The organism is Nonomuraea soli (assembly GCF_013761175.1).
Lineage (GTDB): Bacteria > Actinomycetota > Actinomycetes > Streptosporangiales > Streptosporangiaceae > Nonomuraea > Nonomuraea soli.
Map to the genome: position 1 here is coordinate 391,783 of NZ_JACDUR010000006.1, position 12,215 is coordinate 403,997.

A 12,215-nucleotide genomic window follows, 5' to 3' on the forward strand; every position below is an offset into this window, starting at 1 on the left:
GTTTCATGACTTTCTTCAAGGCTTAGATTATCGTCTGGAGCCACCCCCAGTCGATAAGGAGACGACATGAGCCGAGCAATCGCGGCGGCGGCGGTTCTGGCCTTCGCATTAACCGCCTGCGGCAGCGGCGACAGCGGCGGCGGTGGGCAGGCCGCGGAGAGCAGGACGTTGACCTACTGGATGTACCAGGACCGCACCCCGCAGGCGGGCGAGGTCGTGGAGAAGATCCGCAAGGACTTCGAGAAGGCCAACCCCGGGGTCACCGTCAAGATCGTCAAGATCCCCAAGGACGACTTCAACACCAAGCTGGGCAGCGCCATCTCCAGCAAGACCGGGCCCGACGTGAGCACCTTGGACCAGCCGCTGGTCTCCAAGTACGCCAAGGACGGCACGATCGTGGAGCTGCCGGCCGGAACGGTGTCCGAGGGCACCTATTTCAAGGGCGCCTACGACACCAACCTGGGCACCGACGGCAAGTACTACGGCCTGCCGCTCGACCAGACCGGCGTGGCGCTGTTCTACAACAAGAAGCTGGTGCCGACCCCGCCCACGACCTGGGACGAGATGAAGGCCGCCAGCGAGAAGGTCCACGCCGCCGACCCGAACGTCGCGGGCATGGTCGTGCCCAAGGGCGACGGCTACGGCGGATGGATGTTCCCCGGCATCGTCGCGGGCAACGGCCTGGAGATGGCCGACGTCGCGAGCAAGAAGATCCTGTTCGACCAGCCGCAGGCCGTCGAGGCGCTGCAGTTGTGGGTGGACCTGCTCAAGTCCTCGCCGCGCAAGATCACCGACTCCGACCAGCCGTTCCAGAACGGCCTGGCGGGCATGATGATCTCCGGTCCCTGGGACGTGCCCACCATCCGCGAGCAGTTCCCCGAGCTCGACTTCAGCGTCGCGCCGCTGCCGTACAAGACCGAGCCCGCCGGCAACATCGGCGGCGAGAACGCGGTCGTCTACAAGACGAGCCCGAACCAGGACCTGGCCTGGAAGTGGCTGACGTTCATCACCAACGAGACCAACAACGGACCGCTGGCCGACGCGCTCGGCGGCTTCCCCGTCCACACCAAGGCCACGGCCGTCGGCTCGGGACCCGAGCACGAGGCCTTCCTGGCCCAGCTGAAGGTGGCGCACGCGCGCCCCGCCGTACCCGAGTGGATCCAGATCAACGACGAGATCATCGCCCCGGCGATCGAGTCGGCGCTGCTGGGCAAGATGACCGCGCAGGAGGCGTTGACCGACGCGGCCAACAAGACCCGCTCGCTGCTCGGGTGGAACAGCTGACATGAGCAGCACTCCGGTCGTGGCCGGGCGGCGTCGCCGCCGCTCGGCCCCTGGACGGCGCAGGGACCACGTGATCGCGTGGCTGCTCATCGCCCCCGCGCTGGTCTACTTCGTGGTCTTCCTGCTGTATCCCGCCCTGTCGGCCCTCTACTACAGCTTCACCGACTGGAACCTGCGCACCACCGCGAGCTGGGTCGGGTTCCAGAACTACGTCGACCTGTTCACCGACGAGGTGAAGTATCCGCACTTCTGGAAGTCCGTCCAGGTCACGCTGCAGTACACGATCATCGCCGTGCCCCTCACCCTGGGTACCGCGCTGATCCAGGCGCTGCTCATCAATGCCATCAAGCGCGGCTCCAACCTCTTCCGCCTGCTGCTGTTCCTGCCCGTGGTCACCGCCGAGGCGGCCGTGGGCGCGATCTGGCGCTGGCTCTACGACCCGCGCTACGGCCTGATCAACAGCGTGCTGGAAGTGTTCGGCATCCCCGGGCAGAACTGGCTCAACACTCCCGAGCTGGTCATCCCGGCCCTGGCCTTCATCTCGGCCTGGCAGTGCGGCATCGCCATGATCATCTTCCTGGCGGGCCTCAAGGGCATCCCCGGCTCGATCCTGGAGGCGGCCACCATCGACGGGGCCAACGCCTTCCAGCGTTTCCGCAAGGTCGTCATGCCGATGCTCCGGCCGACCACCTTCTACCTGCTGGTCACCGGCGTCATCGCGGCCCTGCAGGTCTTCGGGCTGGTCTACGTGATCTTCAGTGGCGCGGGACGCAGCGTCACCGGCGGCCCCGAGCAGTCGGGCCTGGCCTACGTGCTCCACCTGTACCTGTTCGCCTTCCGCTACGACGCGATGGGCGCGGCCTGCGCGATGTCGTTCATCCTGCTGGTCTTCATCATGATCATCACTGCGGTGCAGTTCAAGTTCGTCAAGCAGGAGGCGGCGTGAGACGGCTGTCGATCTACGGCGCGCTGATCATCCTGACGCTGATCTCCGTGGTGCCGTTCCTGTGGATGCTGGCCACCTCCTTCAAGCACGGCTCCGACATCTACACCAAGGTCCCGCAGCTGCTGCCGCTGGACAAGGAGACCGGCGAGTGGGCGGGCACGCTCGAGAACTACTCCTACGTCATGGAGATCGGCGGGCTCGGCCAGGCCTTCCTCAACAGCGTCTGGATCACGCTCGTGCTCGTCCCGGCCAAACTGCTGGTCGACGCGCTGGCCGCCTACGCCTTCGCGCGCATCCCCTTCCCCGGCCGCGACAAGATCTTCGTGCTGCTGCTGGGCGGCATGATGGTGCCGACCATCACGCTGCTCATCCCGCGCATCCACGTCACCCAGGCGCTGGGCATGTTCGACTCCCCGTGGGGCCTGATCGTCCCGAACATCGCCTCGGTGATCGACATCTTCCTGCTGCGGCAGTTCTTCCTCTCCATTCCCAAGGAGCTGGAGGAGGCGGCGCTGATCGACGGCGGCGGGCGCATGCAGATCTTCTGGCGCGTCATCCTGCCGCTGTCGAAGCCGGTGCTGGCCGTCGTGACGATCACCAGCTTCCTGTTCCACTGGAACGACCTCGTCTGGCCCCTCGTGGTGCTCAACGACCCGGAGCTCTACACGCTCCCGCTGGCGTTGCAGCAGCTCGTGGCCTCACCCGACGGCGGACGGGCCTACTACATCATGGCGGGCGCGACGCTGGCGGTCATCCCCGTGATCGTCGTCCTGCTGATCTTCCAGCGGCGAATCCTGGCGGGAATCGCCTTCACCGGTCTCAAGGCCTAAGGAGTCTGCAAGCGTGTCCATCGAGGTACGGGACGGGGTCACCGTCATCGAGGGCGAAGCCAGGGTGCTCGTCAGCGCCGACTATCCCTACTACCGGGACCGGCCGGAGGTCTGGGCCGACCGGCTGACGGCGCTGCGCGACGTGCTGGGGATCGACGTGATCACCAGCTACATCCCGTGGCGCCACCACCAGCCGCTCGCCGACAGCCCGCCGGACTTCACCGGGCACACCCACCCGTCGCGCAACGTCGTCGGCTTCCTGGAGCTGTGCCACCGGCTGGGGCTGAAGGTCGTGGCCAAGCCGGGTCCGTTCATCCACGCCGAGGTCGACTACGGAGGGCTGCCCGACTGGGTCTGCCCCGACGCCGACCCGGCCATCGAGCCGCTGCTGGACGTCGAGGGCAAGGCCTCGCGCTGGTTCTACGGCTCGGGACCCGGCGGCAAGCCGCTGCCCGCGCCGCTGGCCGAGCCGTTCGCCGGCCTGGTCCAGGAGTGGCTGTCGGCGGTCGGCTCCAAGGTGCTGGACGCCGCGACCTGGCCCGAGGGCCCGGTGATCCTCATGCAGATCGCCAACGAGGGCATCTACACCAACGGCGCGCGCCCGGTGACCGCCTACGACTTCAGCCCCTCTTCGGTGGAGTTCTTCCGCGCCACCACCGGCCGCCACGAGCCGCCGCGCTCGGCGGGCGAGGACCCGATGCTGCTGGCCGACTGGGGCCGCTACCACGCGGTCTACCTGTCGACCGTCTACCGGCGTTGGGCCGAGGCGGTCGGCTGCCGGGTGCCCACGGTGATCAACCTCAACCCGCCGACCGTCGAGGACCTCGACGACTGGCTGGTGCGCGTCGACCCGTCGTCGTGGGGCGGCATCGCCTACGGCTTCACCAACTGGATGGGCGTGGTCTCCTCCGAGGCCGACGCGCACTTCCGCTACGTCACGGCCGCCAAACTCGCGCCGGGGCCGAACCTGGAGGAGAACTGGGGCTTCTCCCAGCTCTACGACCCGGCCTACGGCGACGCCACCACCTCCTTCCACCAGTCGCTGCTGGCGCTGGCGGCGGGGGCGACCGGCTTCAACGTCTACACCGGCGTCTCCACCTCCGGCTGGCCGCGGGAACTCGACTCGCAGACCGCCTCGCCGTACCCGGACTGCTCGCCGATCGCCGCGGACGGCACCGCCACCGTCAAGGCGCCTGCCGTACGGGCCCTGGCGGACTTCTTCGCCCGCCACGGCGTGGAGTTCCTGGAGAGCACGCCCGTCGTCGGCGGCAGCTTCGGGCTCTACCGTCCCTGGTCGGGCATCGCGGCCTGGGACGTGATGGACAACGGCGAGGCGCTGCGTGCCTTCCACGCCCGCATGCGGGCTGCCGGGCACGACTACCGCATCGCCGACCTGGCCACCGACGTCGCCGGGCACGAGCGGATCACCATCCCCGGCGGCCGGTTCATGCACCGCTCGGTCCAGGAGGCCCTGGCCCGCTCCGGCGCGGCGATCGAGGTGCTCGGGCAGGTGCCGGTGCTCGACGAGAACCTCGAACCGTGCACGGTGCTCGCCGACGCGCTCGGCACGCAGGTCCCCGCGCTGCCGGAGCCGCCCGCCCGCGTGGTCGCCGGCTCGGCCGACGTCTACGTGCGCAGGCACCCCGATCGCGACGTCGCCTACCTGACCGTCCTGGTCCAGGACGACAACGCCGGAACCGTCCGCGTGCAGTACGGCACGCGCTCCCTGGAGGTCGTCGCCGCCAGGGGCGGAGCCGCGGTGATCAGGATCGTCGGCGGCCGGCTCGACGATCTGCTGGTCAAGGGCGTCAACGGCTACCTCGGCTCGAGCGTGGCCGCTTCCGTCTCGCTCGACGGCCAGACCGTGGGACTGGAGGAGCCGGGAGATCTGTACCGGCTTGCCTAACAAGGGCGGTTTAGTGGGCAGAGATTGCCCATGAACACCACGTGAGGGCTCGCTAGCGTCGTCACCGTGGGTGAACGGATCCTCATCGCGCTCGGCGGCAACGCCATGACCGGGCCCGACGGCACAGCCTCTCCGCGCGACCAGCAGGCCGCCGTGGAGCGGGCCATGCGCCACGTGCGCGCGCTCGTCGCCGCCGGGCACCAGGTGATCCTCACCCACGGCAACGGCCCCCAGGTGGGCAACCTGCTGCTGAAGAACCAGCTGGCCGCCTCCGTGGTGCCCCCGGTGCCGCTCGACTGGTGCGGCGCCCAGACACAGGCGACCATCGGCACGCTCATCCTCAACAGCCTCCAGGGCCGGAGCGCCGCCGTGGTCACCCGCACGCTGGTCGACGCGGGCGACCCCGCCTTCCTCGACCCGGTCAAGCCGATCGGGCGCTACTTCCCCGAGACCGAGGCGCGCATCTTCGAGAAGCTCGGGCAGAGCTGGCGCTCCTTCGAGCGCGGCTGGCGCCGCGTCGTGGCCTCGCCCGAGCCGCTGGAGATCCTCGACGCGCAGGCCGTCAAGGTGCTCATGGACGCCGGGTACACCGTGGTCGCCGCGGGAGGCGGGGGAGTGCCCGTCGTACGGCTGGACGACGGCTCCCTGGCGGGGATCGAGGCCGTCATCGACAAGGACCTGGCGGCGGCGTTGCTGGCCCGCGCCGTGCACGCCTCCGTGCTGATCATCGCCACCGACGTCCCGAACGCCGTCGTGGGCTTCGGCGGTCCCGATCCTCGGCCGCTCGGCCCCATCTCCGTGTCCGAGCTGCGTGTCCTGCACGCCGCCGGGCACTTCGCAGGGGGCAGCATGGGTCCCAAGGTGGAGGCGGCGCTGCGCTTCGTGGGGGCGGGCGGTCGCCTGGCTGTCATCACCGGGCTGGAGTCGCTGGGCGGCGCCCTGACCGGAACCATCGGGACGAGAGTGGAGAGAGATGCCGGATCCGATTGAAGTGCGCAAAGTCATGATCGAGAGCGTGACCGACGCCTCCGGGCTGTCCAAGCTCATCGAGGAGGGCGTGATCGAGGCGCACCGGGTGCTCGCCGTCATCGGCAAGACCGAGGGCAACGGAGGCGTCAACGACTACACCCGCATCCTGGCCGACACCGCCTTCCGCGACGTCCTGGCCCGCCACGGCCACCCGTCGCCGTCGTCGGTGCCCCTGGTCTGGTCGGGCGGCACCGACGGCGTGCTCAGCCCGCACGCCACGATCTTCGCCACCGCCGACCCGTCCACGGTCACCCCGTCGGACGAGCCGCGCCTGTCGGTCGGGGTCGCGATGAGCGACATCATCCTGCCCGAGGACATCGGCAGGCCCGCCATGGTGGAGAAGGTCGCCGCCGGGGTGCGCGAGGCCATGAAGGTCGCCGGCATCACCGACCCGGCCGACGTGCACTACGTGCAGACCAAGACGCCCCTGCTGACCCTGGCCACCATCGAGGACGCCCGCAGCCGCGGCAAGGAGACCGTCATCGAGGACACCGGCCCCTCGATGGACCTGTCGAACGCCACCACCGCGCTCGGCATCGCCGTGGCGCTCGGCGAGATCGAGATGCCCACCGCCGGGCAGATCTTCCGCGACCTGTCGCTGTACTCCTCGGTCGCCTCCTGCTCCTCCGGCGTCGAACTCGACCGCGCGCAGATCGTCGTCGTCGGCAACGTGCGCGGCATCGGCGGCCGTTACCGCATCGGGCACTCGGTCATGAAGGACGCGCTCGACGCCGACGGCATCTGGGAGGCCATCCGCTCGGCCGGGCTCGACCTGCCCGAGCGCCCGCACCACAGCGACCTCGGCGACCGCCTCGTCAACGTCTTCCTCAAGTGCGAGGCCGACCCGTCGGGCCGGGTGCGCGCCCGGCGCAACATCATGCTCGACGACTCCGACGTGCACTGGCACCGGCAGATCAAGGCCGCCGTCGGCGGCGTCACCGCCTCCGTCACCGGCGATCCGGCCGTCTTCGTCTCGGTCGCCGCCGTCCACCAGGGACCCTCCGGTGGCGGCCCGGTGGCGGCCATCGTGGACCTGTCGACGGACTGACCTGGGCATATCGTCAGGCACACCGGGAAGGGGAACCGCGAGGAAAGGAGACGACCATGCCTCGCGGTTCCAGCCCGAAACGGGAACGGCAGTACGAGCACATCAAGGACAGCGCCAAGAAGCGCGGCGAGAGCGACAAGCGCGCCACCGAGATCGCGGCCCGCACGGTCAACAAGGAGCGCGCCAGAGCGGGGGAGTCGAAGACCGCCAGCCGCACCTCGACGGACGACATCTCCTCGTCGCGTCGCGGCGGGCTGCGCTCGCACAAAGGGGCCGGCGGACGCACCAAGGACCAGCTGTACGCCGAGGCCAGGAAGCGCAAGATCCCCGGACGGTCCAGCATGACCAAGGCCCAGCTGGAGAAGGCGCTGTCTTGACCTGGAGTGCGCTCCAGTGCCTAGCGTCGCCCCCATGCGACAAGTCTTACTGGGCCACAGCGGCCTGAAAGTCAGCGAGCTGTGCCTCGGGGCGATGACCTTCGGCCGCGAGAGCGACGAGCGCACCAGCCACGCCATGCTCGACGCCTTCACCGAGGCGGGCGGCGACTTCATCGACACCGCCGACGTCTACTCCTCCGGGGTCTCGGAGGAGATCCTCGGGCGGTGGCTGAAGAGCCGGCCGCGCGAGGACGTGATCGTGGCCACCAAGGTGCGCTGGGGCCCGGGCGGCAACAGGGAGGGGCTCACCCGGGCTCACATCCTGCGCTCGGTCGAGGGCAGCCTGCGCCGCCTCGGCACCGATTACATCGACCTGTACCAGCTGCACGGCTGGGACGACGTGACCCCGCTGGAGCAGACCCTCGGCACGCTCGACCTGCTCGTACGGCAGGGCAAGGTGCGTTACCTGGGCGTCAGCAACTGGTCGGGCTGGCAACTGCAGAAGGGCGTCGACCTGCAGCGCCACCGCGGCTGGGAGCCGTTCGTCAGCCTGCAGCCCCTGTACAACCTGCTCGACAGGGAGACCGAGCTCGAACTGATGCCCGTGTGCGCGAACGAGGGGCTCGGCGTCATCCCCTGGAGCCCGCTGCGCGGCGGGTGGCTGAGCGGGAAGTACCACCGGGGCATGGACGCGCCGCCGGCAGGGACCCGGGTGGAGGAGGCGGGCAGGAACAACTGGTCGGAGGACTGGGACACCTACGCCACCGAGCGCACCTGGCGGGTGCTGGAGGAGGCCGCGGCGGTGGCCCAGGAGGCGGGGCGCACGGTGGCGCAGGTCGCGTTGCGGTGGTTGCTGCAGCAGCCGGGGGTGACGGCGCCGATCGTGGGGGCGCGCACCCTGGAGCACTTCGGCGACAACCTGGGGGCCACGGGGTGGGAGCTGAGCCAGGAGCAGGTGGCGCGGCTGACGGCGGTGAGCGATCGGCCGTTGCCGTACCCGTATGACGTGCTCGCGAGGTCGTCGCGCCGTTGACCTGTGACTGACCAGTCAGTCATAATACGGTTCATGCCGAAACGAGTCGACAGGGCGGCCAAACGCGAGGCGATCCTGGAGGCGGCGGTGCGGGTCTTCGCCCGCAAGGGCTTCGCCGCCTCCAGGACCGAGGACATCGCCGCCGAGGCAGGCATCGCCAAGGGCAGCGTGTACCTGTACTTCGACAGCCGCGACGCCGTCCTGGAAGGCGTCTTCGCCGCCTACGCGGAGCGGGCCGGGCGGGTGCTGGCCTCGCTCGGCGACGGGCCGCCCCTGGAGCGGCTGTCCGCGTTGATCAGGGGGACCCTCGGGATGCTCGCCGAGCATCCCGATCACGCGCGGGTGCTGGTCGACCTGTGGTCCACGGCCGCGCCGCTCGACATGGCCGCCCTCTACCGCGACTACCGCGAGATGATCGGGGAGCTGCTGGAGGAGGCGGGGGAGGAGCTGCGGCCCGGGATCGGGCGGGCGCACGCGGTGGTGATCGTGGCCGCGATCGAGGGCTGCCTGGTGCAGTGGCTGGTCGACCCCGGCCTCGACCTGCCCGCCCTCGCCGGCCCGGTCATCGACGTGTGCGTGGAAGGAATCCGCGCATGACCCCCGACGGCCCGCATCAGGACCTCGCGCGCCCCACCGACCCGCTCACCGCCCCTGACGGCCCGCATCGGGGCTTCTCGCGCTCCACCGACCCGCGTCGGGGCTTCTCGCGCCTCACCGACCGGCTCGTCGCCCCGGGCGCCACGCTCGGCGAGGTGTCACTCAGCTTCGCCGTCGCCTTCGCGGGCGCCGCCGTCGCCACCCTCCTGGCCGTCCGCGCCGCCCTGCCCGCCCTCGCCGTCGCCCTGATCGCCCTGGTGGCCTTCGACCTGTACGGCGGAGCCGTCGTGAACGCCACGACCTCGGCCAAACGGTGGTTCCACCGCCCAGGGCGCACAGCCCGCCGCCACCTGCTCTTCGTGGCCGTCCACGTGCAGCCCTTCCTCCTGGCCTGGGCCGTGCCCGGAGTGACGTGGCGAGCGGCGGCGACGATCTACCTGGTCACCCTGGCCGCGGCCCTGGCCGTGGAGTTCACGCCCGCGCCCCTGAAGCGCCCCGCCGCCTTCGCCGCCACCGCCCTGAGCCTCGCCCTCCTGCCCGCCCTGCCCGCGGCCCTGTCCTGGTTCGGCCCGCTCCTCCTCATCAAGCTCCTCCTGGCCCACCTGCTCCCCGAGGACCAGGCCCCCCGCTGACCGGTGCCCCGAAGGTGGGCCTCCCGTCACCCGAAGGCGGCATCCCTCGCCAGCGCCAGCGCCGTCAGCACGGCGCCCTGCAAGATCGCGTTCCCCTCGACCGTGCTCGCCCGGATCTCGGTCGGCGCCGGAGACCGCGCGGCCACCTTCTCCTGCACCAGCGCGGCCAGCTCGGCCCCGCCCGCCCGCCCGATGGACCCGCCTAGCACCACCAGCCCGGGATCCAGTACCGACGCCACCGTGAAGACGCTGGCGGCGACCAGCTCCACCAGCTCCTCCGAAGCCGTGCCCAGCGCCCGGGTGTGCTCGATCGCGCAGCAGAACGGCTCGCCGTCGAGTTCCAGCAGCCCGACCTCGCCCGCGCCGCCCGACGCCCCCCGCCTCACCTTCCCGTCGAGCACGATCGCTCCACCGACGCCGTCGTCGAGCCAGATCAGCGCGAAGTCATCACGCCCGGACGCGGCGCCCAGCCGGTGCTCGGCGATCGCCGCCACGTTGACCTCGTTCTCCAGCACCGTCTCGACCTCCGGCAGCAGTTTCTGCACCGCCGTCCGCAGGTCGGTGCGCCAGCCCGGCACCCCTTCGCCCCGTGCCTCCCCGGTGTGCGGGTGCACCAGTCCGGGCGCCCCCAGCACGACGGACTTCAGGTCCCGCCCGTCCGCCGCCTTCCGCACCGTCGCGGCGATCTCCGCCGCCAGATCGGCGGTCCCCGGTCCGAGCGTGCTGCGCGCCTCACCCACGACCCGTCCCGTGAGGTCGGCGACCGTGACGTGAACGGCGCTGCGCCGCACGTCGACACCCACGGCGTGGGTCAGCCCGGCCACCAGCCCGTAGAGCTTGGCGTTCGGCCCCCGGCGGTCCTCGCCGGACTCGCCGGTCACCTCGATGAGCCCATGCGCCTGGAGCCGTTCGATGAGATCGGACACCGTCGGCCGCGACAGCCCGGTGAGTTCGCGAAGCTGGGGCGCGGTGAGCGGCCCGTGCTCGAGCAGCAGGTCGAGGGCCAGCCGGTCGTTGATCGCCCGGGCCAGCGAAGGGGTGGCGGTCTTCACGCCTCCCATAATAAGCAGGGTTCCTGCCTAAAAGGTCTTTTCATCAGGAACCCTTCCTGTTAATTTCTAGGCATGAACTCGCATCACCGCTCCATCGGTTTGGTCTTCGCCGTCCACGGCATGGTCGCCGGCAGCATGTCCACCCGCATCCCGTGGATCCAGGACCAGCTGGACCTCGGACCCGGCACCCTCGGCCTCGCCCTCCTGTGCCCTTCGATCGGCGCCTTCCTCGCCATGCCGACCGCCAGCCGCCTGGCCCACCGGTTCGGCACCCGCGCGACCAGCCGCCTGTTGATCGCCCTGTGGTGCGCCGGAGTGTTGCTGCCCGCCTTGTCTCCCGCACCCGGCTGGTTGTTCGCGGCGTTCCTGCTGTACGGCGCCGCCGCCGGAATGTCCGATGTCGTCATGAACGCCCACGGCGTGGTCGTCGAGAAACACCTCGGCCGCCCGATCATCTCCGGTTTGCACGGCATGTGGGCGGTCGGCAGCCTGGCCGGCGGCGGCCTCGGCGTCCTGGCCGCCCAGTTCGGCCTCGACGCCCGCCTCCACCTTGCCGCGGTCTCGGTAGTGATGCTGGGAGTAGGCGTCCTGGCCGGCCGAGGCCTCCTGGCCGACGGACCCGCGGGCGCCCACGTCCCCGCGCCCCGCCGTTTCGCCCTGCCCACCCGCGCCATCGCCGCCATCGGCGTCGTCGGCTTCTGCGGCACCTTCGCCGAGGGCGCCAGCGCCAACTGGGCCGCCGTGTACGTCACCGAGGTCGCCTCCGCCGGCCCCGGCATGGCCGCCGCCACCTACACGATCTTCATGCTGTTCATGGCGAGCACCCGCCTCGCCGGCGACCGCATCGTGCAGCGCTTCGGCCCCGTCACGGTCGTCAGGCTCAGCGGCGCCACCGCCGCCATCGGCGCCCTGCTCGTCGTCGTGGCCCGCACCCCGGCCCTGGCCATCGCCGGCTTCTCGCTGCTGGGGCTGGGAGTCGCGGTGGTCGTCCCCCTGGTGTTCGCCGCCGCCGGCCGCACGGGCGCGACACCCGGCGAGGGCGTGGCAGGGGTCGCCACCATCACCTACCTGTCAGGCCTGACGGCCCCGGCGATCACCGGATGGGCGGCGGGGGCGTTCTCCTACCCGGCCGCGTTCACCCTGGTCGCCGTCATCCTCGTCGCCATGTCAGCCCTCGCCGGCGCCCTGCGCCCCAAGCCCGCCCCGGCCCAGACCCCGGAACCCGCACTCCGCTGAGCCCCCTGCTCCGGGATGCGCCGTGCTCCGCAAGGTCCTCCGCCGGCCACCGGGCCACCGGGCCACCGGGCCACCGGGCCACCGGGCCACCGGGCCACCGGGCCACCGGGCCACCGGGCCACCGGGCCACCGGGCCACTGCCGGCACTGCCCCGCCTGGGCCGGCACTGCCCCGCCTGGGCCGCCACTGCCCCGCCTGGGGGCACCCCGCCCGCCTTCTCGCCCCGCGCCGCCGCGCCGTCATGT

At 70.9% G+C, this 12,215-nt stretch carries 12 protein-coding genes; 11 read left to right on the top strand and 1 reads right to left on the bottom strand.

The features are described 5' to 3' along the window. Positions 1-66: 66 nt before the first annotated feature. The 10 genes from HNR30_RS29995 (at position 67) to HNR30_RS30040 (ending at position 9,682) form a co-directional block, all read left to right on the top strand. The gene (locus HNR30_RS29995; protein ID WP_181613417.1) at positions 67-1,284 is read left to right on the top strand and encodes an ABC transporter substrate-binding protein; all 1,218 of its coding nucleotides are present in this window, start codon (positions 67-69) and stop codon (positions 1,282-1,284) included. Between the two features lies 1 nt (position 1,285). Beyond that, complete coding sequence (locus tag HNR30_RS30000) at positions 1,286-2,230, top strand: carbohydrate ABC transporter permease (RefSeq protein ID WP_181613418.1); 945 nt, start codon at positions 1,286-1,288, stop codon at positions 2,228-2,230. After that, a complete protein-coding gene (locus tag HNR30_RS30005; protein ID WP_181613419.1) occupies positions 2,227-3,060 on the top strand; it encodes a carbohydrate ABC transporter permease in 834 nt (277 codons plus the stop codon). Before HNR30_RS30000 ends, HNR30_RS30005 begins: the two co-directional genes overlap by 4 nt. A 13-nt stretch (positions 3,061-3,073) precedes the next feature. Then, positions 3,074-4,966 carry a beta-galactosidase gene (locus HNR30_RS30010; protein WP_181613420.1) on the top strand — a complete coding sequence of 631 codons (1,893 nt, stop codon included), beginning with the start codon at positions 3,074-3,076 and terminating at the stop codon, positions 4,964-4,966. A 66-nt stretch (positions 4,967-5,032) separates the two neighbouring features. Further along, entirely contained in the window at positions 5,033-5,956 is a 924-nt protein-coding gene (locus HNR30_RS30015; RefSeq protein WP_312894735.1) for a carbamate kinase, read from the top strand. Further along, on the top strand, positions 5,940-7,043 hold the full coding sequence (gene bar, locus HNR30_RS30020) for a barbiturase (protein WP_181613421.1): 1,104 nt from the start codon (positions 5,940-5,942) through the stop codon (positions 7,041-7,043). The genes HNR30_RS30015 and bar overlap by 17 nt, the downstream gene beginning before the upstream one ends. A 56-nt stretch (positions 7,044-7,099) precedes the next feature. After that, entirely contained in the window at positions 7,100-7,420 is a 321-nt protein-coding gene (locus HNR30_RS30025; protein WP_181613422.1) for a plasmid stabilization protein, read from the top strand. 34 nt (positions 7,421-7,454) lie between these two features. After that, positions 7,455-8,453: an aldo/keto reductase gene (locus HNR30_RS30030; RefSeq protein ID WP_181613423.1), complete on the top strand. Its 999-nt coding sequence runs from the start codon at positions 7,455-7,457 to the stop codon at positions 8,451-8,453. Between the two features lie 33 nt (positions 8,454-8,486). Continuing rightward, a complete protein-coding gene (locus HNR30_RS30035; protein WP_181613424.1) occupies positions 8,487-9,050 on the top strand; it encodes a TetR/AcrR family transcriptional regulator in 564 nt (187 codons plus the stop codon). Beyond that, positions 9,047-9,682, top strand: coding sequence for a hypothetical protein (locus HNR30_RS30040; RefSeq protein ID WP_220134150.1), 636 nt, complete (start codon positions 9,047-9,049; stop codon positions 9,680-9,682). The genes HNR30_RS30035 and HNR30_RS30040 overlap by 4 nt, the downstream gene beginning before the upstream one ends. Before the next feature lie 26 nt (positions 9,683-9,708). On the opposite strand, the gene HNR30_RS30045 is transcribed toward HNR30_RS30040, so the two are convergent. Continuing rightward, on the bottom strand, positions 9,709-10,734 hold the full coding sequence (locus HNR30_RS30045) for an ROK family transcriptional regulator (protein WP_220134151.1): 1,026 nt from the start codon (positions 10,732-10,734) through the stop codon (positions 9,709-9,711). Positions 10,735-10,806: 72 nt separating this feature from the next. Here HNR30_RS30045 and HNR30_RS30050 point away from each other — a divergent pair, with 72 nt between their 5' ends. Then, positions 10,807-11,970 (top strand): MFS transporter, encoded by a 1,164-nt coding sequence (locus HNR30_RS30050; protein ID WP_181613426.1) that lies wholly within the window; start codon positions 10,807-10,809, stop codon positions 11,968-11,970. The last annotated feature ends 245 nt before the right edge of the window (positions 11,971-12,215 follow it).